Annotated in this window: 22 protein-coding genes; 13 read left to right on the forward strand and 9 right to left on the reverse strand. The window is 44.5% G+C overall.

Annotated features, from left to right (window positions below; all coding sequences use genetic code 11):
• Window positions 1–348 precede the first annotated feature (348 nt).
• Entirely contained in the window at window positions 349–1,239 is an 891-nt protein-coding gene (gene nhaR / locus AB6E54_RS06880; protein ID WP_017059341.1) for a transcriptional activator NhaR, read from the forward strand.
• A 100-nt stretch (window positions 1,240–1,339) separates the two neighbouring features.
• Window positions 1,340–1,633 carry a metalloregulator ArsR/SmtB family transcription factor gene (locus tag AB6E54_RS06885; RefSeq protein ID WP_004735028.1) on the forward strand — a complete coding sequence of 98 codons (294 nt, stop codon included), beginning with the start codon at window positions 1,340–1,342 and terminating at the stop codon, window positions 1,631–1,633.
• Between the two features lie 278 nt (window positions 1,634–1,911).
• Here AB6E54_RS06885 and rpsT read toward each other — a convergent pair whose 3' ends face one another.
• Window positions 1,912–2,172 (reverse strand): 30S ribosomal protein S20, encoded by a 261-nt coding sequence (rpsT, locus tag AB6E54_RS06890; RefSeq protein ID WP_004739529.1) that lies wholly within the window; start codon window positions 2,170–2,172, stop codon window positions 1,912–1,914.
• Window positions 2,173–2,423: 251 nt separating this feature from the next.
• On the opposite strand from rpsT, the gene murJ reads away from it, so the two are divergent.
• The 6 genes from murJ (at window position 2,424) to ispH (ending at window position 10,353) form a co-directional block, all read left to right on the forward strand.
• On the forward strand, window positions 2,424–3,986 hold the full coding sequence (gene murJ, locus AB6E54_RS06895) for a murein biosynthesis integral membrane protein MurJ (protein ID WP_032545655.1): 1,563 nt from the start codon (window positions 2,424–2,426) through the stop codon (window positions 3,984–3,986).
• A gap of 70 nt (window positions 3,987–4,056) precedes the next feature.
• Window positions 4,057–4,992, forward strand: a complete 936-nt coding sequence (gene ribF / locus AB6E54_RS06900) for a bifunctional riboflavin kinase/FAD synthetase (RefSeq protein ID WP_017062867.1) — start codon at window positions 4,057–4,059, stop codon at window positions 4,990–4,992.
• 63 nt (window positions 4,993–5,055) lie between these two features.
• Window positions 5,056–7,914: an isoleucine--tRNA ligase gene (gene ileS / locus AB6E54_RS06905; RefSeq protein ID WP_372106051.1), complete on the forward strand. Its 2,859-nt coding sequence runs from the start codon at window positions 5,056–5,058 to the stop codon at window positions 7,912–7,914.
• 160 nt (window positions 7,915–8,074) lie between these two features.
• Window positions 8,075–8,575 carry a signal peptidase II gene (gene lspA / locus AB6E54_RS06910; protein WP_004735054.1) on the forward strand — a complete coding sequence of 167 codons (501 nt, stop codon included), beginning with the start codon at window positions 8,075–8,077 and terminating at the stop codon, window positions 8,573–8,575.
• Window positions 8,576–8,769: 194 nt separating this feature from the next.
• Window positions 8,770–9,201, forward strand: a complete 432-nt coding sequence (fkpB, locus tag AB6E54_RS06915; protein ID WP_012603277.1) for an FKBP-type peptidyl-prolyl cis-trans isomerase — start codon at window positions 8,770–8,772, stop codon at window positions 9,199–9,201.
• 195 nt (window positions 9,202–9,396) lie between these two features.
• A complete protein-coding gene (gene ispH / locus AB6E54_RS06920; protein WP_029222310.1) occupies window positions 9,397–10,353 on the forward strand; it encodes a 4-hydroxy-3-methylbut-2-enyl diphosphate reductase in 957 nt (318 codons plus the stop codon).
• Window positions 10,354–10,508: 155 nt separating this feature from the next.
• Here ispH and btsR read toward each other — a convergent pair whose 3' ends face one another.
• The 3 genes from btsR to AB6E54_RS06935 all read right to left on the reverse strand — a co-directional run bounded on the left by btsR (window position 10,509) and on the right by AB6E54_RS06935 (window position 14,764).
• Window positions 10,509–11,240, reverse strand: a complete 732-nt coding sequence (gene btsR / locus AB6E54_RS06925) for a two-component system response regulator BtsR (RefSeq protein WP_017087547.1) — start codon at window positions 11,238–11,240, stop codon at window positions 10,509–10,511.
• Window positions 11,241–11,345: 105 nt separating this feature from the next.
• Window positions 11,346–13,016 carry a sensor histidine kinase gene (locus tag AB6E54_RS06930; protein ID WP_017091340.1) on the reverse strand — a complete coding sequence of 557 codons (1,671 nt, stop codon included), beginning with the start codon at window positions 13,014–13,016 and terminating at the stop codon, window positions 11,346–11,348.
• A 257-nt stretch (window positions 13,017–13,273) separates the two neighbouring features.
• Window positions 13,274–14,764, reverse strand: a complete 1,491-nt coding sequence (locus AB6E54_RS06935) for a carbon starvation protein A (protein ID WP_372106054.1) — start codon at window positions 14,762–14,764, stop codon at window positions 13,274–13,276.
• 354 nt (window positions 14,765–15,118) lie between these two features.
• Here AB6E54_RS06935 and AB6E54_RS06940 point away from each other — a divergent pair, with 354 nt between their 5' ends.
• A complete protein-coding gene (locus AB6E54_RS06940) occupies window positions 15,119–15,469 on the forward strand; it encodes a DUF2799 domain-containing protein (protein WP_017059350.1) in 351 nt (116 codons plus the stop codon).
• A gap of 103 nt (window positions 15,470–15,572) precedes the next feature.
• On the opposite strand, the gene murQ is transcribed toward AB6E54_RS06940, so the two are convergent.
• Complete coding sequence (murQ, locus tag AB6E54_RS06945) at window positions 15,573–16,493, reverse strand: N-acetylmuramic acid 6-phosphate etherase (RefSeq protein ID WP_372106058.1); 921 nt, start codon at window positions 16,491–16,493, stop codon at window positions 15,573–15,575.
• A 45-nt stretch (window positions 16,494–16,538) separates the two neighbouring features.
• Window positions 16,539–17,654: an anhydro-N-acetylmuramic acid kinase gene (locus AB6E54_RS06950; protein ID WP_102332793.1), complete on the reverse strand. Its 1,116-nt coding sequence runs from the start codon at window positions 17,652–17,654 to the stop codon at window positions 16,539–16,541.
• Window positions 17,655–17,775: 121 nt separating this feature from the next.
• Between AB6E54_RS06950 and nagZ the strand changes: the two genes are divergently transcribed.
• The 3 genes from nagZ (at window position 17,776) to tyrA (ending at window position 21,330) form a co-directional block, all read left to right on the forward strand.
• A complete protein-coding gene (gene nagZ / locus AB6E54_RS06955; protein WP_102332785.1) occupies window positions 17,776–18,765 on the forward strand; it encodes a beta-N-acetylhexosaminidase in 990 nt (329 codons plus the stop codon).
• Window positions 18,766–19,011: 246 nt separating this feature from the next.
• Entirely contained in the window at window positions 19,012–20,085 is a 1,074-nt protein-coding gene (locus AB6E54_RS06960; protein ID WP_017059354.1) for a 3-deoxy-7-phosphoheptulonate synthase, read from the forward strand.
• A gap of 117 nt (window positions 20,086–20,202) precedes the next feature.
• The gene (gene tyrA, locus AB6E54_RS06965) at window positions 20,203–21,330 is read left to right on the forward strand and encodes a bifunctional chorismate mutase/prephenate dehydrogenase (protein ID WP_017056144.1); all 1,128 of its coding nucleotides are present in this window, start codon (window positions 20,203–20,205) and stop codon (window positions 21,328–21,330) included.
• Window positions 21,331–21,473: 143 nt separating this feature from the next.
• Here tyrA and AB6E54_RS06970 read toward each other — a convergent pair whose 3' ends face one another.
• The 3 genes from AB6E54_RS06970 to ettA form a co-directional block, all read right to left on the reverse strand.
• Entirely contained in the window at window positions 21,474–22,484 is a 1,011-nt protein-coding gene (locus tag AB6E54_RS06970) for a M23 family metallopeptidase (RefSeq protein WP_029235086.1), read from the reverse strand.
• Between the two features lie 49 nt (window positions 22,485–22,533).
• Window positions 22,534–22,902, reverse strand: coding sequence for a PilZ domain-containing protein (locus AB6E54_RS06975; RefSeq protein WP_102332786.1), 369 nt, complete (start codon window positions 22,900–22,902; stop codon window positions 22,534–22,536).
• A gap of 90 nt (window positions 22,903–22,992) precedes the next feature.
• Window positions 22,993–24,660, reverse strand: coding sequence for an energy-dependent translational throttle protein EttA (gene ettA / locus AB6E54_RS06980; protein WP_017056147.1), 1,668 nt, complete (start codon window positions 24,658–24,660; stop codon window positions 22,993–22,995).
• Window positions 24,661–24,923: 263 nt separating this feature from the next.
• Here ettA and sltY point away from each other — a divergent pair, with 263 nt between their 5' ends.
• Window positions 24,924–26,873: a murein transglycosylase gene (sltY, locus tag AB6E54_RS06985; RefSeq protein ID WP_372106060.1), complete on the forward strand. Its 1,950-nt coding sequence runs from the start codon at window positions 24,924–24,926 to the stop codon at window positions 26,871–26,873.
• The last annotated feature ends 50 nt before the right edge of the window (window positions 26,874–26,923 follow it).

Consider the following 26,923-nt stretch of genomic DNA (forward strand, 5'->3'; position numbering starts at 1 on the left):
GTTTGTTTAATCTGAGCGTGATGTTAGAGGGGAAATATTTCAGTAATATTACATTTTGGTTTAGGTGCGACTTTTTTGTGATGATTTACTCTTTAAATATTCCAACTGCTAATGTGTTTGTTTTAAGTTGTTGTTTTAAATTGTTTTTTAATGGAAATTCTATAGGTGATATAGATCTTAAAAGTTAGAAAAAAATTGAAAATAATCGATGAAATATTACATTATGAAATCAGACACTTCGAAAAAATAAGTGGTAAATCTATGTTTGGTTAGGTTTTTCCGAGTTTGTTGAGTGGCGGTGTCATATTTGATATAAAAGGGTATCTACTCTTTTATTACGGCACATCTATGTCGCATCTCAACTACAACCATCTGTATTACTTCTGGATGGTTTGCAAGCAAGGCTCTGTTACTAAAGCTGCAGAAGCCCTATTCCTAACACCACAAACGGTAACGGGGCAGATAAAAGCCTTAGAAGAACGCATGGATGGCAAGTTGACCAAGCGTAATGGCCGAAGTGTTGAGCCTACAGAGCTTGGGCAACTGGTCTTTAAATATGCCGATCGTATGTTTGGCCTGAGTTACGAGATGCTGGACATCGTGAATTACAGCCAGCACTCCAATATTCTGTTTGATGTTGGCGTCGCGGATGCGCTCTCTAAAAGACTCGTCAGTAAGATACTGATGTCGACCATCCCTCCAGATAACAGCATTCACTTGCGATGTTTTGAATCGACCCATGAAATGCTACTTGAGCAACTCTCTCAACATAAGCTCGATATGATTTTGTCTGACTGTCCGGTGGACTCTAGTCAAAGCCCGGGCCTGTTCAGTAAAAAGCTGGGTGAGAGTGGAATGAGCTTTTTTAGTTCAGGTCAGGTTGAAGGGGTTAATTTCCCTGCTGTATTGGAGCAAAGAAAGCTTTTGATCCCTGGCAGCCGAACCTCAATGGGTCGTAAAGTGCTGCAATGGTTTGATAGACAAGGGCTTAAGCCAGATATTTTAGGTGAGTTTGATGATGCCGCATTGATGAAGGCTTTTGCTCGTTACCATCATGACGTAATATTTTTAGCACCGACGATTTATATGTCTGAAGTGGAAGACGACACATCACTGCAACTATTAGGCGGTATTGAAGAGTTAAAAGAGGAGTACTACGTCATATTTGCTGAGAGGATGATCCAACATCCAGCAGTAAAAAACGTATGTGACGCAGATTTTAGCAAATTGTTCGAGTGAGATAGTTTGTTAATGAATTGATATCGATTATCATAACTCCGCAATATGCCGGAAATACTGATAGCCCGTAGTTGGCGTAAAGGTTGTAGGGAGCCAAACTATGAACTTAAAAGAGATGGAGAAGAACTCAGCACAAGCTGTGATTCTACTCAAAGCCATGGCTAACGAGCGTCGCTTACAGATTTTGTGCCTATTACATGGCACTGAACTGTCGGTTGGGGAGTTGTGTGGCAAGTTGGAACTGAGTCAGTCTGCTTTATCTCAACATCTTGCTTGGTTGAGAAGAGATGGTTTGGTCGAAACTCGCAAAGAAGCTCAAACTGTGTATTACACATTGAGTAGTGAAGAAGTAAAAGCGATGATTAACCTACTGCATGGTATTTACTGCAAGTAGCTTATTGCTGGTGGGAGGGGGATTTCTTATCAGCGATAGAATGACACAAGGAAGTGTTAGCATTTCACATTGAACGTTAGTGTTTACCTATCTATCTACGTACCAATTTGCTTCTCTATTTATTTTTCTGATTGTTTGTTTTATCTATCTGCTTAAATTGTTTATCGGTCAGAAAAACGGCTGTTAGCACGTAAAATAAAAGCGTTACTCAAAATTTAGATATAAAAAAAACCGGCCTAGGCCGGTTTTTTTCGTTTTGCGTTGTAATCAAATTTCTATTAAAGAGCTTTGATTGCAGCAGCGAAACGAGACTTATGACGTGCAGCTTTATTCTTATGAATAAGGCCTTTAGTCGCCATACGGTCAAGAAGTGGTGTAACTTCTACAAGAGCAGCAGTTGCAGCTTCTTTATCACCAGCTGCGATAGCTGCGATAGTCTTTTTCATGTAAGTGCGCATCATAGAACGACGGCTAGCATTGTGCTGGCGACGTTTCTCAGCTTGGATAGCGCGCTTCTTAGCAGATTTACTGTTTGCCAAGGGTCTAACTCCCAAAAACTTAGTTCGGTGACAATTTAAGGGCGAGGACTATCCCTCATTAGCGCTTAATTGTCAAATGATTTGTGCAAAAACCAATCGTAGCCAAACAAACTTTGGTATGGAAAGGTCATCGCGGTTAAGATGGCGGGGATTCTAACAGCATTTTTAGACCAATGCTAATAAATATGCTTCTTAGGACAGGATAGTATTTATCCTCGCTTGAAAGTAATCAACCAGTGTCAGAGGTTTCTGTGAGTAAACGACTATTAAAGTCAGGCCTGATTGTCAGCGCAATGACTTTTGTTTCCCGTGTATTGGGGCTAGTACGTGATGTAGTAGTAGCAAATTTGATGGGGGCAGGAGCGAGTGCCGACGTATTTTTCTTCGCTAATAAAATTCCTAATTTCTTACGTCGACTTTTTGCAGAAGGTGCGTTTTCTCAAGCGTTTGTTCCTGTATTAACGGAATATCACGCCGCAGGTGATAAAGATAAGACACGAGATTTAATTGCTAAGGTGTCGGGGACGCTCGGGGTTTTAGTTTCTATTGTCACCGTCATCGGGGTATTGGGCTCTGGCGTGATCACCGCGATGTTTGGTGCGGGTTGGTTTATCGACTGGCTAAATGATGGCCCATCAGCACCCAAATTTGAGCTAGCGAGCTTTATGCTCAAGATTACCTTTCCTTATTTATGGTTTATCACCTTCGTCGCTTTATCTGGTGCCATTCTTAATACATTAGGTAAATTTGCGGTCTCTTCTTTTACTCCTGTGTTCTTGAACGTGATGATCATAGGCGCTGCATGGTTTATCTCACCTAATTTAGAACAACCAGAAATTGGTTTGGCTATTGGTGTGTTTCTTGGTGGCTTAGTCCAATTCCTTTTCCAAATGCCTTTCTTGATCAAAGCGGGTGTGTTGGTTAAGCCGAAGTGGGGATGGAGAGACCCGGGTGTGGTTAAGATCCGCACATTAATGATCCCTGCTCTGTTCGGTGTATCGGTCAGCCAAATCAACTTATTGTTTGATACCTTTATTGCCAGCTTCCTCGCAACAGGCTCTATCAGTTGGTTGTACTACTCAGACCGACTGCTTGAATTTCCTCTCGGTTTATTCGGTATCGCGATTGCGACTGTGATTCTTCCTGCTTTGTCTCGTAAACACGTAGATGCTCAAGGGGAAGGGTTCGCGCATACCATGGATTGGGGCGTGCGCATGGTGTTGCTGCTTGGTATTCCTGCGATGTTAGGTCTTATCGTTTTAGCTAAACCCATGTTGATGGTGCTATTTATGCGTGGTGAGTTCTCTCCACACGATGTACAGCAAGCATCGATGTCATTGGTAGCTTACGCATCAGGCTTGCTTAATTTCATGCTGATTAAAGTTTTAGCTCCGGGCTATTACTCTCGCCAAGATACCAAAACACCGGTTAAGTACGGCATTATCGCTATGGTGACCAATATGGTGTTTAACGCGATCTTTGCTTATTTTTATGGCTATGTGGGTTTGGCGATTGCGACGGCACTGTCTGCCTTTGTGAATATGGCCTTGTTATATCGAGGATTGCACCTTGCGGGTGTGTATCAATTAACTAAGACAACCTTGTTGTTCAGTGCCAAATTAATTATCTCAGGTGTGGTGATGGTAGCGGCTATTTTATGGCAGCTGGATAATATGCAACATTGGCTTGAATGGAGCTTTAGCCAGAGAGCGCTGACATTAACTGGCTTGATTGGACTTGGTGGCTTTGTTTATATTGTTTCGGTACTGATTTTAGGTATCCGAGTAAAACATTTAAAAGCAGCGACAGATTAATACTGATTAGTATATAATCCGTCGGTTTCACACAATAAATGATGCAAATAACAGGTTTTAGCTGATCATAATGGAACTGATCCGAGGTATACACAATATTAAAGCGCAGCATCATGGCTGTGTATTAACCATAGGTAACTTCGATGGTGTTCATTTAGGACATCAAGAGGTTTTGAGTCAGGTTTCTAAACAAGCTGCAGCATTAGGGCTACCTTCTGTTGTTATGACGTTTGAACCGCAGCCTATGGAGCTGTTTGCCCGAGATAGAGCGCCAGCACGTTTAACTCGTTTACGAGACAAATACGTGCAACTGAGTAAGCTAGATATCAGTCGCTTATTGTGTGTTAATTTTAATCAGTATTTTGCAAGTTTATCCGCGGAAGCATTCATTAAGGATCTTTTGGTTGATAAGCTTGGTGTGAAGTTCTTGGTGGTTGGTGACGATTTTTGCTTTGGTAAAGGTCGTACCGGTAATTTCGCTATGCTCAAAGAGGCGGGCGAGAAGTACGGTTTTGAGGTGGTCAGCACCCAAAGCTATTGCTTAAACCAATTACGAGTAAGCAGTACTGAGATACGAAATGCATTAGCGGTCGATGACTTGGCTGCAAGTGCTACCATGTTAGGACGTGATTACAGTATTAGTGGTCGAGTGTCCCATGGTCGAAAACTAGGGAGAACTATCGGTTTCCCTACCGCTAATATTCCATTAAAGCGTTGTGTTTCTCCTGTATCGGGAGTGTATGTTGTTGAAGCTTTGGATATCGACGGTGTTCCTGTCGGTGGCGTTGCTAATATTGGACAACGACCAACAGTTAATGGGGTAAGGCAGCAATTGGAAGTGCATTTTTTTGACTTTAAAGCCAATTTATATGGTAAACAGTTAGAAGTACGACTTTTGCACAAACTGCGCGACGAGATAAAATTTGAATCGTTCGACGCACTAAAGAATCAAATAGAATTGGATGCTGAAGCCGCAAGGGTGTGGCTGCTTCAGCTAAAGAATTAATCGGATGATTCCACCGATTAACATAATGTCTAACTTCGCCCAATATAACGGAATTAAGAATCGATGAGTGATTATAAAGATACCCTGAACTTACCAGAAACAGGGTTCCCAATGCGCGGCAATCTGGCAAATCGTGAGCCAGAAATGCTGAAGCGTTGGTACAAAGAAGATCTTTACGGCGAAATCCGTAAGGCAAAGAAAGGTAAAAAATCTTTCGTACTGCATGATGGCCCTCCATACGCGAACGGCGATATTCACATTGGCCACGCGCTGAATAAGATTCTTAAAGACATTATTATCAAATCTAAGACCCTTTCTGGTTTTGATGCACCGTACATCCCTGGTTGGGACTGTCACGGTCTTCCAATCGAGCTAATGGTTGAGAAGAAGAAAGGTAAGCCTGGTCAGAAGATTTCGGCGGCTGAATTCCGCGAAGAGTGTCGAAAGTACGCTGCGGGTCAAGTTGAAGGTCAGAAAGAGAGCTTCAAACGTCTTGGCATCATGGGCGAGTGGGACAAACCTTATCGCACTATGGATTTTGGCACAGAAGCGAACATCATTCGTTCTCTTGGCAAAATCGCAGACAAAGGTCACCTTCTTAAAGGTTTCAAACCCGTTCACTGGTGTACTGATTGTGGTTCTGCTCTGGCTGAAGCTGAAGTTGAATACAAAGATAAAGTTTCTCCATCTATCGATGTGAAATTTACAGCAGCTGACGAAGCGGCGCTTCTAGAGAAATTTACTCTAGCTGAAGGTCATGCGGGTCAAGGCGAAATTTCTATCGTTATCTGGACAACAACACCATGGACTCTGCCCGCTAACCGCGCAGTATGTCTACGTGATGATCTTGAATACGTGCTTATCCAAGTTGAAGCGAATGGCGACCAGCCTGCTCAACGTATCGTTGTTGCTTCTGAACTAGCAAAAGACGTAATGGATCGTGCAGGTATCGAGCACTTCCACAACCTTGGTTTTGCTACAGGTGCTGATCTTGAGCTTTCTCAGTTCAACCACCCGTTCTACGACTTTACTGTTCCTGCAGTTCTTGGCGATCACGTAACAACAGATTCAGGTACTGGTGTGGTTCACACTGCGCCTGGTCACGGTCAAGAAGATTTCGTGGTTGGTAAAAAGTACAACCTAGAAATCGCTAACCCAGTTGGTTCTAACGGCGTTTACCTGCCAGATACAGAGCTATTTGCTGGTCAGCACGTATTCAAAGCGAACGACTCTGTTTTAGAAGTTCTAAAAGAGAAAGGTGCACTTCTGCATCACCACGCTTACGAGCACAGCTACCCACACTGTTGGAGACATAAAACTCCAATCATCTTCCGTGCAACACCGCAGTGGTTCATCTCTATGGATCAAGCTGGCCTACGTGCAAAAGCACTAGAGTCAACGAAGAGTGTTGAATGGATGCCAGAATGGGGTCAAAGCCGTATCGAAGGTATGATCGAAGGTCGCCCTGAGTGGTGTATCTCTCGTCAACGTACTTGGGGTGTGCCAATTGCTCTGTTCGTTCATAAAGAAACATCAGAACTTCACCCAGATAGCCCAGCTCTTATTGAAAAAGTAGCGAAGCTTGTGGAAGAAAAAGGCATTCAAGCTTGGTGGGATGTAGATGCTGCTGAACTGATGGGTGCTGAAGACGCTGACAAATACGAGAAAGTACTTGATACGCTAGACGTATGGTTCGACTCAGGTGTTACGCACTTCTCTGTTGTTGATTCTCGTGAAGAGTACAACTTCCCGAACGAAGAGCGCACTCACAGTGCTGATCTTTACCTTGAAGGTTCAGACCAACACCGTGGTTGGTTCCAGTCTTCTCTAATTTCATCTATCGCGATGAAAGACGAAGCACCGTACAAGCAAGTACTAACGCACGGTTTCGTAGTGGATGGTAACGGCCGTAAGATGTCTAAATCTATCGGTAACGTTGTTGCTCCTAAAGACGTAACCAACAAGCTAGGTGCAGATATCCTGCGTCTATGGGTTGCTTCTACAGACTACACGGGTGAAGTTGCGGTTTCTGATGAAATCCTGAAGCGTTCAGCGGATGCTTACCGTCGTATTCGTAACACGGCTCGTTTCTTCCTAGCGAACTTGAACGGTTTCAACCCTGAAACTGACCTAGTGCCTGCTGAAGAAATGGTCGCACTTGATCGCTGGGCTGTTGGCCGTGCTCAAGCTGCACAAGAAGAGATCGTTAAAGCATACGGTGAGTACAACACTCACGGTGTGACTCAGCGTCTAATGCAGTTCTGTTCTATCGAAATGGGTTCTTTCTACCTAGACGTAATTAAAGACCGTCAGTACACAGCGAAACAGGGCAGCCATGCTCAACGTAGCTGTCAAACGGCGCTTTACTACATCGTAGAAGCTCTAGTTCGTTGGATGGCGCCTATCATGTCGTTCACTGCAGATGAAATCTGGAACGAGATGCCTGGCGAGCGCGACACGTTTGTATTCACTGGCGAGTGGTTCGAAGGCCTATTTGGTCTTGCTGACGACGAAGAGCTAAGCAACGAATTCTGGACTGAAATCCAGTCAGTTCGTGGCGCAGTGAACAAGCTTCTTGAAGATGCTCGTAAAGAGAAAACGATCGGTGGTGCATTGCAGGCTGAAGTGACTCTATACGCTGACGACGCACTGGCTGCTAAAATCAACAAGCTAGAAGATGAGCTACGTTTCGTACTTATCACCTCTGCTGCTGTTGTTAAGCCGCTTAGCGACAAGTCTGATACAGCTCAAGCGACAGACGTTGCAGGTTTATACGTTGAAGTTGCAGCAACTGAAGCTGAGAAGTGTGACCGTTGCTGGCACCACACTCCAGATGTAGGCACAATCGAAGGTCACGAGAAAATTTGTGGTCGTTGTGTGTCGAACATCGACGGTGAAGGCGAAGTGCGTAAATACGCATAACGACTCAGAGAAAGACTGAACTTTTTGTAAAAATCATAGCCCCAGTATCAACTGGGGTTATTTTTAATTATAGGCAATGTGTTTAACCGAGTTGAGTGCTCATCATCCCTTAAACAGGATGATTAAATGGGTACTGGCTTCGTAAATACTAGGAATAGAAATGAGTGAAGTTTCGTTAAAACAATCTGGTGTGCGTTGGTTATGGCTGGCTCTGTTGGTCTTCCTTGCAGATATTGGCATCAAACTGTTCGTCATGGACAATATGGGTTATGGCTGGGCAAACCGTATTGAGGTGTTGCCATTCTTTAACTTTTTGTATGTCCATAACTATGGTGCAGCATTTAGCTTTCTGAGCGATCAGAGTGGCTGGCAGCGTTGGTTATTTACGGGTATCGCTTTTGCGGTAACGGGCATGCTGACATACTGGATGAGTAAACTACCTGCGGCAGAGAAGTGGAATAACATTGCTTATGCGATCATCATTGGTGGCGCTGTTGGTAACGTATTTGACCGAGTAGTACACGGCTTTGTTGTCGATTACTTAGATTTCTACTGGGGTACTTACCATTGGCCTGCGTTTAACTTAGCGGATATGGGGATCTGTATCGGTGCTGCGATGATCATCCTAGATGGCTTCCGCAAGAAAGATGAAAGCAAATAGGCGACTCAGCTATTAATGAGTATTAACTAAATCGCTTTGAATTAGATTGCTCTAAAGTCAGTCTATGACTCACAGAATAGAATAGCCCTAAGCGCTGTCGGTTGATTCCGACGGCGCTTTTTTTTATGCTTCAGTCAACAAGGAAGCAAAGCACAGCGCATCCTCAAATAATAAAGAAATCTAAGGAAAGTAACGTGGCAGCAATTAAAAATGATTCAGCAGTAACTCTACATTTTACGATTAAAATGAAGGATGGTTCAGTTGCCGATAGCACCGAAAATATGGGTAAGCCTGCGAAGTTCGTTATGGGTGATGGCAGCCTAAGTGAGAACTTTGAACAGTGCTTGATTGGTCTTGAAACGGGAACTGAAAAGTCTATCGAATTGAAGGCGCAAGACGCGTTTGGTATGCCAAATCCAGATCACATTCATCATATGGATCGTGCTAAATTTGTTGGCGATTCTGAAGTCGAAGTTGGCACTATTATGGCTTTCTCTGGTCCTGATGGTATGGAAATTCCAGGTATTATCACTGAGATCGCGGGTGATTCAGTGACGGTTGATTTTAATCATCCATTAGCAGGCCAAGACGTTACGTTTGACGTTAACATCTTAGCGGTGGACTAACTATTTAGCGGTGAACTAACTACCTTAGCGTTAGAATCGCTATCTTAACGGTAGAATAGCTATCTTGACGGTTGAATAACATCACCTTACAGCTGTGATGTAACCCAGAGCTTCACTGTCTAGGCGCTTCACTGTAGAATGCGAGCCTCGCTGACAGCGAACTCTATAGAAGCAACCTTAGTACCGCGGTAAATGATGAGCAATGAAATGAAAATAATGTTAGCTAACCCTCGTGGCTTTTGTGCCGGTGTCGATCGTGCGATCAGTATTGTTGAGCGTGCACTCGAAATGTACCAGCCACCGATCTATGTTCGTCATGAAGTGGTACACAACCGCTTTGTTGTTGAAGGGCTAAAGCAACGTGGTGCTATTTTTGTCGAAGAGTTAAGTGAAGTGCCAGACGATAACATCGTGATCTTCTCTGCTCACGGTGTTTCTCAAGCCGTTCGTAAAGAAGCGAAAGAGCGCGAACTCACGGTATTTGATGCAACATGTCCATTGGTAACCAAAGTCCATATGGAAGTTGCTCGTGCGAGCCGCAAGCATATGGAAGTGGTTCTGATTGGTCACGCGGGTCACCCAGAAGTGGAGGGCACCATGGGTCAGTACGCTAGCCAAACTGGTGGTATGTACTTGGTTGAGAAACCAGAGGATGTACAGAACCTCGTGGTGAATGATCCAAGTAACCTGCATTATGTTAGCCAAACCACTTTGTCAGTTGATGAAACGGCGGATGTGATTGAAGAGCTGCGTCGAGTGTTCCCTGAGATCCAAGGCCCACGTAAAGACGACATCTGCTACGCGACTCAAAACCGTCAAGACGCAATTCGTGAGATGGCCGGTGATGTTGATGTCGTGATAGTTGTTGGTTCTAAGAACTCATCGAACTCAACTCGTTTAAAAGAGCTGGCTGAGAAGCTAGGCACGCCAGGTTATCTAACCGACTGCCCTGAAGACATTCAAACTGAATGGGTTGAAGGGAAAAAGAAAATCGGTGTAACAGCCGGTGCTTCTGCTCCTGAAGAGTTGGTAAACCAAATCTTAGATCGTATTCGTGAACTGGGTGCTACCGAGGTAGAAGAGATTCAAGGTCGTGAAGAGAACATGTTCTTCGAAGTGCCGAAAGAGCTGCAGATTAAGCAAGTCGACTAATCGCTATTGATTGGCGACAAGATCGATTCGTAACTCTATCGATTCGCAAACACTATCGATTTGTAAACACTATTGATTTGTAAACAGTAGGAAGCCAACGTTGATGCGTTGGCTTTTTTGATCGTGCTTTGGAAAGGCGTCGAATTTCTAACGGGTTACTGGAGGCCGAGTAGCTCTTTCAGTGTCTTGAGGTAGCGACGACTGACAGGCACTTCAAAGCCGGTCAGGGTAATGATCTCTGCTAATCCATTTTCCAACAGTTTGATCTCTTGGATCGATTTTATGTTGATCAAATACTGGCGATGACAGCGGATCAAATCGGTCTTTTCTTCTAGGATCTTCAGGGTTAACTGTGAAGTGGCGGTTTGTGATGAGCTACGAACATGCACACCGCTGATATCTGAATACGCGCACTCGACCGTTTGGCTTGCCATGATCACAATGCGGTTGTGACCAATACATGGTATTTGTTCTAAGTGACAGGGAGCAATCGCGGAGATGTTCTGTTCTGGCGCTTTGTGGTTCTGCTTGATGACCTTATTCAGACGACAAACACTCTTGTTTAATCGACAAGGTTCAACTGGCTTAAGTAGGTAGTCAAAAGCGTTATCTTCAAAGGCTTGAATCGCATATTGGTCGTAGGCAGTGACGAATACCACGTAAGGCATGGTGTCTGGATCAAGCATGCTTAACAGTTCAATTCCGGTAACCTGCGGCATTTGGATATCCAAATACACCACGTCAGGCTTGAGCAGATTGATCTGTTTCAGTCCTTCGATCGCGTTACTTGCTTGGCCGATGATTTCCACTTCTCCAGTCTCGGTCAGTAGTTCAATCAGTTCTTCGCGAGCAAAAAGCTCATCATCGACAACTAATGCCTTTAACATCCTACAATCTTCATCTTGGTTCTATCCCTGCTTGGTTCACGCTTTTCTTTGAAATGTCTGCTTCTAAATGTTTCAACTCGGAGCGATTCGTCTCCGAAAATACCTTTATTTTAGTATAGGTATGATAAAACTCATTCGAGTGAATTGCTGTGGTTGAGATTCTATTTTTAGTGCTGAATCTTGTCCAAAGAAATTAGTGAGTCGTTTATCAACAATTTCCATGCCTAGTCCAACATGATCTTTCGATGGCTTTTGATAATTGCCCGCGTTGTCTTCAACGGTCAACTTGACCCCACCCTTGAAAGCCTCGCTATAGATCTTCACTTTGCCACCTTCCAGCATGTTAGAAATCCCATGTTTGATGGCATTTTCGACTAGCGGTTGTAGGGTAAAACTTGGCAGTTGCGACTCATACAGTTGTGGGTCGATATCCCATTCCACTTCTAATCGATCGGTAAAGCGTGCCTTCTCTATGGTTAGATACGCATTAACGTGTGCCAGTTCGTCTTTGAGTTTTACCGTGTTGATGTTCTGCTTCAGGTTACTTCTAAAGAAGTGAGACAGATGTTGAATGAGCTCACGTGCTTTATCAGGGTCACGACGTGTAACGGCACTGATGGTGTTAAGTGCATTAAACAAGAAGTGCGGATTCACCTGTGCATGCAGCAGTTTGATTTCCGCTTGGGTGAGCAGCGTTTGCTGTTGTTGATAATTACTAAATAGGATCTGGCTCGATAAGAGCTGAGCGATACCTTCACCCATCGACATATTGATGGTTGAGAATAGTTTCAGCTTTGGCTCATACAGTTTGATGGTTCCGATGACTTCGTTTCCGGCTCTTAACGGGATAATTAGCGCGGAGCCTAGCTTACAATCTTGCGAAAGGGAGCATTGGTATGGATTCTCTTTGCCATCAAGGTAGATGATGTCGTTCTGTTCCATCGAAGTGAGCGTGCTCTGCGATGAAATAGGGGTGTTCGGAATATGGTGTTCATCACCAATGCCGATGAACGCGAGGATTTTTTCTCGGTCGGTGATCGCCACCGCACCAACGTTGGTCTCTTCGTAAATGATCCGCACGATTTTTTGCGCGTTATCCGAATTGAATCCTCCATGCAAAATACCCACTGAACGCTCGGCGATGGTTAATGCGCGGCGTGAGAAAGTTGCCGAATACTTCTCGAAGATGGTTTTCCGATCTTGGATGATGCTCATGAACAGCGCCGCACCGACCGAGTTAGCAATGATCATTGGCGCGGCAATATCAGAAACCAGAGCATAGGACTGCTCGAATGGTTTCGCGACCGCTAACAGAATTAGCATCTGAATAATCTCTGCAAACAGGGTTACCGAGAAAACAACCAATGGATTAAACAGCTGGCTGGCTTTGTTCTTTCTAACCAAGTAAACGTGCAATAGGCCGCCAATCAAGCCTTCTGCTGTGGTGGAAATAGCACAAGCCAAGTCTGTGAAGCCGCCTAATGAGTAACGATGGATTCCGCCAGTAAAGCCGACGGCAAAGCCAACGACAGGGCCGCCAAATAGACCACCCATGACCGCACCCATCGCGCGCGTATTGGCTATCGCGTCATTAATCTGCAGTCCAAAATAGGTGCCCATAATACAGAATAGGGAAAACAGAACGTAGCAGCTTATCTTATGACTTAAGCGTGAAGAGATGCTCAACAAAGGGAGAATCAGTGGAGTCTTGCTGAGCATGTAAGCAATCACTAAGTAGACACAGGTTTGTTGCAGCAGAGAGAGAATGAGTTCCATATTTTCACCTATTGAGACGCTGGTTAAGTGTAAAGCTCATTGCGTAGTAACGGTAGCTTTGCTTGTGTTTTCGTTGGTTATATCCAGTGACGATTGCTTCTCAATGCTGAGATACAGTAAAGCCCATCACAGAGGACGGGCTTTAGTCTTAATTTCCACGAATCACTGGGTGATTACGGGAGCAAGCGAAGTGTGTTTGGCTTGTTCTTTCGTCTCTCTATGAAGACGTGTCTCTTGTTATCAAGAGTCTGAAATAACTAGGCGGTTTTGGTGACGCCTTTTGCTTCTTTTTCTTCTTCATCAGCAAGGTCGATATCGCCTTTGCCTTTTGAAATTTTGATAACGTAAGCCGCAACACCGAATGCACTCACCACACCGATGATGGTTGAAAGCTGCATTGGTAGACCGAAGCCCAGCTGGCTATTGTTCAAGATGAATGTGATGCACACAGACGTCATGAAGATAGCTGGAACCGTTGTTACCCAGTGCAGTTTGTTGTGACGAAGTAGGTAAGCTGAAGCTGTCCACAGCATCATTACTGCTGTTGATTGGTTAGCAAAACCGAAGTAGCGCCAGATGATACCGAAATCTACTTGAGTCAGGATGCCACCAAGAACGAACAGCGGTAAAGCCATCAGTAGGCGGTTACGCAGTGTCTTCTGTTCCATATTGAAGTATTCAGCAAGGATAAGACGGCTTGAACGGAACGCTGTGTCACCAGAAGTGATAGGTAGGATAACCACGCCAAGGAAAGCAAGGATACCGCCAAATACACCCAGTAGGCCAAATGAAGCGCTGTATACCACGTTACCAGGGCCGCCGTTTGCAATCGCGTCAGATAGAGATTCAACTGAACCGAAGAATGACAGAGCAAGTGCACACCAGATTAGAGCGATGATGCCTTCACCAATCATTGCACCGTAGAATACGAAGCGGCCGTTTTTCTCATTTTCCATGCAACGCGCCATTAGTGGAGACTGAGTTGCGTGGAAGCCAGAGATAGCACCACAAGCGATGGTGATAAATAGAGCAGGCCAAAGCGGTAGATCGTTAGGGTTCATGTTAGTGAACATGTCTTTCATCTCGAAGCCACCCATGATTTGGTGCTCGTCAGATAGACCAATCGCAGTGATTAGGCCAACAGACATAAAGATAAGCAGTGCACCGAACAGTGGGTAGAAGCGACCAATGATTTTATCGACAGGGACAATCGTTGCGATGATGTAGTAAGCAAAGATGATGACAACCATGGTGCTCGTAGACATTACGAAATCAGTTTGGTCGTTCACTAGGTTAGTGATCATGCCTGCTGGAGCAGAAACGAATACCACACCAACAAGAAGCAGTAGAACAATGGCAAAGATGTTCATAAAGTGTTTTGCGCCATTGCCTAGGTAACGTCCAGTGATGGTTGGAACCGAAGCGCCACCATTGCGGATAGATAACATACCTGAGAAGTAGTCGTGTACGGCACCTGCGAAGATACAACCTAGAACGATCCAAAGCATTGCTGCTGGACCATAAAGGGCACCCATGATAGGGCCGAAGATTGGACCTACACCTGCGATGTTAAGCAGCTGAACTAGGTAAACCTTTGGTGTCGACATTGGAACGTAGTCCACGCCATCTTGCTTAGTGTGAGCAGGTGTTTGGCGTTTTTCATTGATACCGAAAATCTTCTCGATAAAGGTTCCGTAAATAAAGTAGCCACCAATGAGTGCTGCGACACAGGTAAGAAACCACATCATAATTTGTTATCCCTGAATGTATTAATTAAGTCAGGGTGTATATTAAAGGAGTCGATGAGAAGAAACTTCCGCTACGAGAGTGAGTGGTCGAATAGCCAATTTAGCGGTGTTATAACTGATTTAGTGGTTTGTTCACTGTGCTGAGTGGCCGATATTTCTATCGAGAGGCCTATTAGCTCTATAGAGAGGTTGTTTGAGTTGGCTTAACGGCGACTATTGATTCTGAGTGGTCGGAATGAACCTAAAGTGGCGAACATTAGACAATAAGTGGACATCTATAGGCGTTCAGCGGAGAATCACCACAAAGGCAGCGCTTCGTCAGAAAGTGGTGAAGTAACAATATAAAGGATTGAAATGAAAAAAATAATCGTACTATTCGCCGTGGCATTTAGCCTTGCAGGATGCAGCGCCAATGTTCAAGATTTAGCAGCTGAAGGCAATTGGCAAGAGATTGGCTATCGTGATGGTATCAAAGGCCACACTCAGCGTTCGTATTCAGAGATGACTGAGCTTGGCGCAGTCGATCAAGCGAGTTACACAGAAGGTTATCACCTAGGTGTGACTGAATATTGTAATCCGAACCATGCTTATCAGATTGGTTTATCTGGTCAGGTGTATGAAGGCGTGTGTTCTGGTACGGAAGACGCTCAACGTTTCCGTATGGAATGGCAACGCGGCTGGGACGAGTTCTCAAACGACTACTAAGCCCAAGCTAGCGATGATAAATTAAAACTAAAAAAGACCAGTACCGCGTGTGTACTGGTCTTTTTGTCGGTAGCCGGAGTAACACTCAACAGCAGAGTCTAGGTTACTGGTTATTCTCTACAGCTTTTCTTAAAAAGCCGTTTTGCTTATCAAGCTGAGCCTTGGCTAACTCTAAATCTAGCCCTGTTAGAATCATCAAAATAGATAACTTCACATCGTAATCAGTCGCTTTAAGTGTCGACACCGCCAGTGCTTTATCGCACTCCGTTGCTTGGATAACGATACGAGCGGCGCGGGCAACCAACTTTTCATTGGTCGCTTTTACGTCGACCATAAGGTTTTGGTAGCTCTTACCAATGCGAATCATGCTGGCAGTGGTCAGCATATTAAGCACCAGCTTTTGTGCTGTACCTGATTTGAGTCGTGTTGAACCAGTCAATGCTTCTGGGCCAACCACCGGGCTAATTGCGATTTGAGCGATTTCAGCAATTGGAGAGTCAGGGTTACAAGATAATGCAACCGTTACTGCGCCAAGCTGATTGGCATAGTTGAGTGCACCAATCACGTAAGGTGTGCGACCGCTCGCAGCAATACCTACCACGACATCATTTTCTGTAAATTGAATGGCTTTCAGGTCTTCAATACCGAGAGTCAGCGAATCTTCCGCTCCCTCTTTGGCTTTTAAAATCGCTTCTGGTCCGCCAGCGATTAAGCCGATAACCATTTTGTCTGAAACACCGAAAGTCGGAGGGCATTCTGATGCATCTAAAACACCCAATCGACCACTGGTGCCTGCGCCTATATAAATCAGTCGACCACCGTTTTGAAAGGCATGAGCAATTTTATCGACCGCTTTCGCGATCTGTGGCAGTTCCGCTTCAATCGTCAGTGGGACTTGTTTGTCTTGTTGGTTAATCTTTTCAACCACTTCGAGAGAGGTGAGCAGATCAATATCCATAGTGTCAGGGTTTCTCCCCTCCGAAACGAGGTGCGAGAGCGCTGATATGAGAGCGTCGTTACTCATAATGATCCTTAAATGGTGATTCTAAAATGATGGTTCTAAAGTTGTTTAGTCAGCTCGATAGAGAACGCCTAGAGAGGCCGCTCTGCTTGCGCCAGTCACTTCTGGTAAATTGCTTGGCAGTTTATGAACATGACGCTGAGCAAGCCACGCAAAGGCCATTGCTTCCATGTAATCGGCATCCACGCCTTTACTGGTGGTTGAGTCAACCTCCCAACTTGGAAGCAGTTCAGACAGCCTCTTCATCAACAATGGGTTTCTTGTACCACCGCCACACACATACAGTGCAGGCTGGTTACCCAAGCGATAAGTCTCCACTTCATTGGCTATCGTCAATGCGGTGTATTCACAAAGCGTGCGCTGAACATCTTCTACTGCAAGATCTTTAAATTCTGTTAATTGTTGCTCTAGCCAAGGTAGGTTGAATAGTTCTCTACCAGTACTTTTCGGTGGCATTTGAGATAGATAAGACTCATTTAACAACTGTTCGAGTAAAGCTTGATTGAGTTGACCTTTAAGCGCAAATTGCGCATCACGGTCAAACTTCTCACCCGTGTGTTTATCAACCCAAGCGTCCATCAACATATTGCCCGGACCTGTATCATAACCAAGCGTTGGCTGATTAGGGCGCAGCACTGAAATATTCGAGATACCACCAATATTCAACACCACAACCGAGCTGTCTTGCGGGTGGAAAATCGTATGGTGGAAGGCGGGGACTAATGGCGCACCTTGTCCGCCTAATGCCATGTCTTTACGTCGAAAATCGGCAACCGTTTGAATCTGTGTTTTAGCGGCAATGATGTTGGCATCACCCAACTGCATGGTAAATGGCGAATCGCCTGTTGGCTGGTGGAACACTGTTTGACCATGATTACCTATCGCAGTTACAGAAGGTGCTGGTGTGCCTGACTTTTCGAGAAGTTGCAGAACCGCATCAGCAAACAGATGGCCAAGCTGGTGGTCGAGTTCGCCAATGGCAATCAAATCGGTTTTCTGACCAATACAGACTTCAAGTAGACGCGCTTTGAGGTCGTCAGGCATTGGGAACTCATCATGAGCAAGCAATGTGATGCGCGTATCTTCAATCGACACTAAGGCAGTATCAACACCGTCCATACTCGTCCCTGACATCACACCGATATACAGTTCTTTATGATCTATTTCTAAGCTCTTGCACTGCATTCTTAAAGTCTTCCACAGATTGGTTTAAAAACATTGTAAAGCAAATTTAAAGAGAATAATCTCGGGAAGTTTATGAAATTAGGTTTAATAAGGGATAAATATGGGACCGTTGTGGGTTGATGTTGCAGGCTACGAGCTGACAGCTGAAGACAGAGAAATTTTAGAGCACCCAACTGTTGGTGGTCTCATCTTATTTGCTCGAAACTACCACGATAGCAAACAGTTATCGGCGTTAAACAAAGAAATTCGTAAGGTAGCGAAACGTCCTATTTTGATTGGTGTTGACCAAGAAGGTGGTCGAGTTCAGCGCTTCCGCGATGGCTTTTCAATTATCCCAGCTGCTCAAGAATTCGCGACTAAGAATAACGGTGAACATTTAGCAGAACAGGCTGGCTGGCTGATGGCGGCAGAATTGATTGCCCACGATATCGATCTGAGCTTTGCGCCAGTATTAGACAAAGGCCATGACTGTAAAGCGATTGGTAGCCGAGCGTTTGGCGAAGATATTGATACTATTGTTCGTCATAGCAGCGCTTTCATCAAAGGCATGAAGTCGGTTGGCATGGCGACGACAGGCAAGCACTTCCCTGGACACGGTGGCGTGATTGCTGACTCACACTTAGAGACGCCATATGACCCTAGAGACGACATCTTTGAAACAGACATGGCAATCTTCAAGGCGCAAATTGAAGCTGGAATATTGGATGCCATGATGCCAGCTCACGTGGTTTTCTCTCACTATGATGATCAACCTGCGAGTGGTTCACAGTATTGGCTACAGAAAGTATTGAAGCAGCAGCTTGGGTTTAAAGGCTTGGTATTCTCTGACGATTTAACGATGGAAGGCGCTGCCATTATGGGCGGACCAGCCGACAGAGCGAAAGCGGCCTTGAATGCAGGTTGTGACATGGTGTTGATGTGTAATAAACGAGATGCACAAATTGAAGCTCTGGATCACTTAGCGATTCAAGAGGTGCCTTTAGCCAACTCATTGCTTAAAAAACACAGCTTTGATTTGTCGACACTTCACTCGGATGCTAGGTGGAAAAAGACCTCAGAGACGATTAAGCGAATGCTAGGCAGTGAGTGATAAATAAACACATTATAATTTTAGATAAGGCGATATGATAAATATCGCCTTTTTTGTATGTGTGATCCGTGGTTTAAACCTATTTATCTCTTAGAGTGAGTTAAATTTAATATGTAAAATAAAATTTACACCCAATGTTTTTTATTGTTTACACTTGCAATCGATTTTTTAGCTGTTATTGTGTTTTTAAAGATTGTTAACCCAAACGGAAATGTTGGGTGTAAAAATAAATATACAGGTTGAGTTATGCAGAAAAGTGAATTAAGCAATGTCAATATCATCGACGAACAGGTACTGATTACTCCTGAGGAGTTAAAAGCAAAACTGCCTTTGAGTGATAATGCTCGTCGTTTCATTCAAGAGTCTCGTCAAACTATCGCAAACATCATTCATAAGAAAGATCATCGCATGCTTGTTGTATGTGGCCCATGTTCTATCCATGACATTGAAGCTGCGAAAGAGTACGCGAAACGCCTTAAAGCCTTATCTGAGCAACTTAGCGATCAACTGTATATTGTTATGCGTGTTTACTTTGAGAAACCTCGTACCACTGTAGGTTGGAAAGGTTTGATCAATGACCCGCATCTAGACGGCACTTTCGATATTGAGCATGGTCTGCATGTGGGTCGTGAGCTACTTGTTGAACTCGCTGAGATGGAAATTCCATTGGCGACTGAAGCATTAGATCCAATCAGCCCGCAATACCTAGCAGATACCTTCAGCTGGGCGGCAATTGGCGCACGTACGACTGAATCTCAAACTCACCGTGAGATGGCAAGTGGTCTTTCAATGCCAATCGGTTTTAAAAACGGTACCGATGGCAACCTAGGCACTGCAATCAATGCAATGCAGGCGGCTTCTTCTAGCCACCGTTTCATGGGTATCAGCCGCGAAGGTCAAGTTGCACTACTAACAACGCAAGGTAACCCAAATGGTCACGTGATTTTACGTGGCGGTAAGCAGACGAACTACGATTCAGTATCGGTACACGAATGTGAGCAAGAGCTGGGTAAATCTGGCTTAGAGGCAGCGCTAATGGTCGACTGTAGCCACGCGAACTCTCGTAAAGATTTCCGTCGCCAACCTTTAGTTGCAGAAGATGTGATTCACCAAATTCGTGAAGGCAACAAATCGATTATCGGCCTTATGATTGAAAGCCATATTAACGAAGGAAACCAATCTTCGGATATACCTCTCAATGAGATGAAATACGGCGTTTCTATTACCGACGCGTGTATCAATTGGGATTCAACTGAGGCACTATTAAAACATGCACATACGGAATTAGTCCCGTTCTTAGAGAACCGCTTGAAAGGTTAGTCAGAGTTTAAATTTAAGTGCCTCATCTAATGAGGCATTTTAAGATCTGTTGCTAGCGAACCTACGTGATTGTGGGCTTATAGATTGGCACGGGCTTATAGATTAGTAAGGAATAAAATGGCCGTTGAACTGAACGAATTACGCGACCAAATCGATGCTGTCGATAAACAAATGTTGGATTTACTGGCTCAACGCCTTGCTCTAGTAGAGAAAGTAGGCGAAGTAAAAAGTGAACATGGTTTACCTATTTATGTACCAGAGCGTGAAGCTGCGATGCTGGCATCTCGTCGTCAAGAAGCTGAGAAAATAGGGGTTCCACCACAGTTAATCGAAGATATTTTGCGTCGTACTATGCGTGAGTCTTATGCCAGCGAGAAAGATTCTGGCTTTAAGTGTCTTAACCCAGAGTTACGTTCAGTGGTTATCGTTGGTGGTAATGGTCAACTTGGTGGCTTGTTTGGTCGTATGTTCAAACTGTCTGGCTACGAAGTAAAAATCCTTGGCAGCCAAGATTGGGATAAGGCCGACGAAATCTTAGATAATGCTGGGCTTGTGGTTGTTACGGTTCCAATTCACCTAACGGAAGGTGTGATTGCGAAGCTAGGTAATCTACCAAGCGATTGTATTCTATGTGATTTGACGTCAATTAAATCTAAACCTCTACAAGCAATGATGAACATGCATCAAGGCCCAGTAGTTGGATTGCACCCAATGTTTGGCCCTGATGTTCCTAGCCTTGCTAAGCAGGTGATTGTTTACAGTGATGGTCGTGGTTCTGAAAGTTACCAATGGCTACTGAATCAATTTGGTATTTGGGGCGCGAGCCTTTGCCAGATGGATGCAGCTGAACACGATCACGGCATGACCTTGATTCAAGCACTTCGTCACTTCACCTCTTTTGCTTACGGCTTACACCTGAGTAAAGAGAACCCGAATATTGATCAGCTTCTGAAGCTAAGCTCACCAATCTACCGACTTGAGATTGCGATGGTTGGTCGTCTATTTGCTCAAGACCCGAACTTGTACGGTGATATCATTCTGTCTTCGGATGAGAATATAGAGATGATTCGACGCTTCCATAGCTGTTTCGGAGAAGCGTTAGAAATCCTAGATGGCAAAGATAAGGCTAAGTTTGTTGAGAGCTTCAACCAAGTGAGTGATTGGTTTGGTGACTACTCACAACAATTCTTGCAAGAGAGCCAAAGTCTTCTAAAACAAGCACATGACTCGATTCATCGTGGTTAATACTGATTTGAAATCATAAAAAAGAGCGACCATCTGGTCGCTCTTTTTGTTTGTGCTGAACGCTATGAAAGCATTTTGCCTACAGTAGACTAAAAGCAATTAGACCATCATAGGCCAAATCAACAGGTCTTAGCTATTAACAACTAGTTAGTCGTGATAGGTTTTTTGCTATCTTCACTCGATACGGTGTCGATGGTCGAGCTAATGTAAGGCACGTTAGTCAGGTTGATCTGCAAGCGAACCACATTATCAATCAGCTGAACTAGTGGGCCCCACTTAACCTTTTTCTCTTTCTCGAACACGTAGTTGAAGTTTTCCGGTGTCCAATCCATCAAGTATTGAGGGTTCAATGAACGACCAAGGAAGCGTACTTCATAATGCAAGTGTGGGCCGGTTGAGTTACCTGAGTTACCACAGCTCGCAATCACATCGCCTTTACTCACAAACTGACCGCTACGTACCTTGAACTTCTGTAGGTGCGCATAAGAACTCATGAAACCAAACGAGTGACGCATAGTAATAAAGTTGCCGAAGCCTTTTTTACTTGGGCGTACCGTTTCAATGACTCCATCTGCGGGCGCGACAATATCTTCACCACGCTTACACGTTAGATCGATACCAGTATGTACATGGCGTTTCCCTGAAATAGGGTTAGTGCGGCTACCATAAGAAGAAGATATACGTTGATAAGCCATCGGACTGTCGTTTGGAATCAAGCGGAACATTGTGGCTCTTACTGCTGAATCGACTGCAGCCGCATCAATGCGATCTTCTAAAGAAATATCATCGGTAAGCAGATCTTCATCAGCAAGACCCAGTACTGATTCCACATCGAATACACGCTTACCAAGTAGCTGAATCGTGCCTTCTTTCTCGGTCAGTGTTTGCGATAGCGAATGGTTGGTTTCTACTTGCTCAGCATAAAGAAATTCTGTTTGTTCTTTTTCAACAATCAGTGTTTCAATCAACTGTTGGGCATCACCCGCTTGCAGTGCGAGTTCTTGTTTACTCTCGAAGTGCATGTACGCCGCTCCGCCAATCAATAGCGGTACTGAAAAAATGGCAGTAGTGCAAATGAGCACGGCTTTACGGCCGAAGTAAAACGTCTGTTCCCCCTGACTGGAGGGAATAGTAATGGATAGTTTTTTAGACATGGTTCTGTATTAACTAAATGCTTCTAATAGAAAAAGGGTAATGGAGATGTCACTTACTACCTAAGTCGGTAAGGTGTTCAATCTCTCTATAAAGCAGTTCATCGTCGCCAACATTAAGCTCCACAAGTCGCTTAAGGTGGCTGATACTATCAATATCTAAATGCTCTATGCGTAAACGCATTGAGGTATTGATGGTAGAGACTATCGTTGCTTCTAACTGAATATTGATATCACTGTTTTCGAGCTTAAAGCTCACTTGAACAGGGACATCATGGCTAAGTTGTTTTGATTCATTGCATTGAATGAGTAAACCATGGAGTGATAAGTCTTGCACTGAGCCTGATATATTTACTTGTCCTTGTGAGACCTCAGTAGGGACTTGATAAATAACTCGTGAAAATTGACGTCTTTCAACCATAAGTAATCTCTCTATATCGATGCATTACACGTAAGCCAGATATATCAAAGGCCGCTATTATCGCGGCCTTTGTTCAAAATACAAGCTTATTTACTTAGCTATACGCTTGTACTTGATACGGTGCGGCTCTGCCGCTTGTGCGCCTAGAGTCTGCTTAAGCCACTCAGTGTACTCAGTATAGTTACCTTCGTAGAAGTTAACTTGACCTTCATCACGGTAGTCTAAGATATGGGTCGCAATACGGTCAAGGAACCAACGGTCATGCGAGATAACCATTGCACAGCCCGGGAATTCAAGCAGTGCTTCTTCAAGAGCACGTAGCGTTTCAACGTCAAGGTCGTTGGTAGGCTCATCGAGTAGCAGTACGTTACCGCCCGCTTTTAGCAGTTTCGCTAAGTGAACACGGTTACGTTCACCACCAGAAAGCTCACCGATGATCTTCTGTTGGTCGTTGCCTTTAAAGTTGAAACGAGAACAGTAAGCACGCGCAGGGATTTCGAAGTTGTTGATCTTAATGATATCAGCGCCTTCAGAGATCTCTTGGAATACTGTCTTAGTGTCGTCCATGCTGTCACGGAACTGATCAACAGAAGCAAGCTTAACGGTTTCGCCTAGTTCAACTGTACCTGAATCTGGCTGTTCTGCACCGCTTAGCATCTTGAATAGTGTTGATTTACCTGCACCGTTGGCACCAACGATACCGACGATTGCGCCCTTAGGCATGCTGAACGATAGGTCGTCGATAAGAACGCGATCACCAAACGATTTAGTCAGGTTGTTCACTTCAAGAACTTTATCACCTAGACGCTCACCTGGCGGGATGAACAGTTCGTTGGTTTCGTTACGCTTCTGGTATTGGCCAGTTGTCAATTCTTCAAAACGAGCCATACGAGCTTTAGACTTAGCTTGACGGCCTTTAGGGTTTTGACGAACCCATTCAAGTTCTTTCTCGATTGTCTTTTGACGTGCGCTTTCGCCCGCTTTTTCTTGCTTAAGACGCTCGTCTTTTTGCTCTAGCCAAGACGTGTAGTTACCTTCCCATGGGATACCTTCACCACGGTCAAGTTCTAGAATCCAGCCAGCTGCGTTGTCTAGGAAGTAACGGTCGTGGGTAATCGCCACAACAGTACCACTGTAATCAACAAGGAAGTGCTCAAGCCATGCTACTGATTCTGCATCCAAGTGGTTGGTTGGTTCATCAAGAAGCAGCATGTCTGGCTTTTCAAGAAGTAGACGACAGATAGCAACACGACGACGCTCACCACCTGATAGGAATTCAATTTTCGCATCCCACTCAGGAAGACGAAGTGCATCAGCAGCACGCTCTAGAGCAGTCTCTAAGTTGTGACCGTCTTTTGCTTGAATCAGAGCTTCTAGTTCGCCTTGCTCTTTTGCCAGTGCATCGAAGTCTGCATCTGGTTCTGCGTAAGCTGCGTAAACCGCATCAATACGCTTAAGTGCGTCAGCAACGTCAGAAACCGCTTCTTCTACGATTTCACGAACAGTTTTTGATTCGTCTAGCACAGGCTCTTGTGGTAGATAACCTACTTTAAGGCCTTGTTGTGCACGTGCTTCACCATCAATATCAGTATCAATACCAGCCATGATACGTAGTAGGGTAGATTTACCTGAACCATTTAGACCCAAAACACCGATTTTAGCGCCAGGAAAAAAGCTAAGAGAAATGTCTTTAAGAATTTGACGCTTAGGTGGAACAGTTTTGCTCACCCGAGACATGGTATATACGTATTCAGCCATTGCCGATCGATCCTAATTATTGTTCAAAATTGTCTGCTATTTTATACCAATATCCTCAAAGATGTTACTCCTAGGGCAGAAAAGCCACTCTTGAACAAATCCTTACCTATTATTGTCACATTGGTCATTAAAACTATATTTAATGGGCTTCTGAGGCGAAGTGTTAAATATTAATAATATTTACACTCAAATCCTTTACATTTGATGTGATGTCGGGCGTAAATAGACTTCACGTATTCATACACGCACTAAGGAAAGAGCGAATGTTTTTCCGCATTGGTAATACGAAAATTGCTGTGGCTGCATCGGCAATTTTGTCTTCGGTTTCACTGGCTCCGGTCGCTATGGCTAGCAATGCATCCGAGCTTGAAATGCAGCGTGACGTTTATGACAAAGCGCAAGAGGTTTTAGACAGCCGTGATCTAAAAGCTTACTCCGCGCTGCGTAACAAAATTCAAACATACCCTTTAACACCTTACACCGATTATCGGGCCTTTCTGATTGGCTTAGGTGATCGCACACCTGCTGAGGTCGATGCTTTCATTGAAGAGAACAAGGCATTGCCTTTATCCAATCGAATGCGCGCACCTTATTTGGACTCATTGGCTTCTCAAAAACAGTGGAAGACGATCCTTGAGTTTCAAACCAAAGAGCCTGTCAGTGAAAAATACCAATGTATTTATTATCGAGCGCATTACGAGCAAGGTAACCAAGAGCTTGCCTTTAAAGGAGCTAAACAACTTTGGTTGAGTGGTAGTGGTGTTGATGACGCTTGTGACCCTTTATTTAAAAGCTGGGATCAAGCTGGGCTAAGAACTGATGAGCTGATTCTGGATAGAATGCTGCTAGCGTTCGAGGGCCGTAACGGTAAGTTAATGAGCTATCTGATTAAGCAATTGGATCATGATGAGTCAATTGCTCAAGCGAAGCAGATGAAGGCGTTGTACAACAAGCCTGAAAATGTACTCGCGTTTGCTAAAAAACATCCAGCGAATGAACTCTACCAAGCTCAAACCGAGTTTGCTTTCGAGAAGCTAGCAAGGAAATCATCAAGCAGTGCTCAAAAGGTGTTTGATGATGTCATCAAGGCTCAGAAGTTTTCGAAAGAGAAATCTCAAGAGCTCGCTGATTACCTAACGTTTCGTCTGATCCACACTGACTCTGAAGAGTTAATGGTGTGGCGCGACAAAATGCTCGCGAGTTCATCAAAGCAAGTTCTGCTGGAACGACGTGCTCGCTTAGCAATTCAACATGCCGATTGGACGGGTTTGAAAGAGTGGATAGCGCGCTTGGATGATAAACATCAGGCTTCGCTTCGTTGGCAATATTGGCAGGGCAGAGCTGAAATCGCGACGGGCGATACTGACAAAGGCAATAAGCGACTGTCAGATATCTTGGGTCAGCGTAATTTCTACAGTGTGGCTGCGGCTAAGCAGTTAGGTAAGCCAGTTCAATATCCAACATCGACACTTAAATACAATGCTGAAACAGTGAAGCCATTCGACACCTCTTTGGTGCGTATTGGTGAACTGATTGACCGAGACAAAATTGCGGCAGCGAAAAGTGAATGGCGCTGGTTACTGACCAATGCAGATAAAGAGCAAAAAGAGATGCTTGCCGCTTACGCTGCGACACAGCGTTGGAATCACTTTACCGTAACAGCGAGTATCTCTGCGAAGATGTGGGATAACATTGCGCTGCGCTTCCCTGTAGCTCATAAGTGGTGGTTTAACTTCTACGCTGAAAAGCACGATCTCGATCCAATCACTTTGATGTCTTTAGCAAGACAAGAGAGTGCGATGGATTCAGAAGCTCGCTCTCCAGTTGGCGCGCGTGGCATTATGCAAATTATGCCCAAGACGGCGCAATACACAGCGAACAAACATAAGATTAAGTATCAGGGCAGCGATGATCTTTATGATGTCGGCAAAAACATTGAGATTGGCAGTCACTACTTAGATGGTTTACTCGCTCAATATGATGACAACCGTATCTTTGCGTTTGCGGCTTATAATGCTGGACCTAGCCGTGTGAAACAGTGGCGTTCACGCAGCGATGAAAAGCTCGATGCCTTTGCATTTATCGAAATGATCCCATTCAAAGAGACACGTGGCTACGTTCAGAATATCTTGATGTTTGAGACCTACTATCGAGATATCTTGGGTGAGAAAGGGACGTTTTTAGCGCCCCATGAGGCAAAAACGAAATACTAAGCCTTCGGCATTTGGCCCGAAACTGAGTAAGAATAAAGGCAGTGAGTGCT

This window comes from Vibrio sp. 10N.247.311.49, from assembly GCF_041467655.1.
Taxonomy (GTDB): domain Bacteria; phylum Pseudomonadota; class Gammaproteobacteria; order Enterobacterales; family Vibrionaceae; genus Vibrio; species Vibrio crassostreae_C.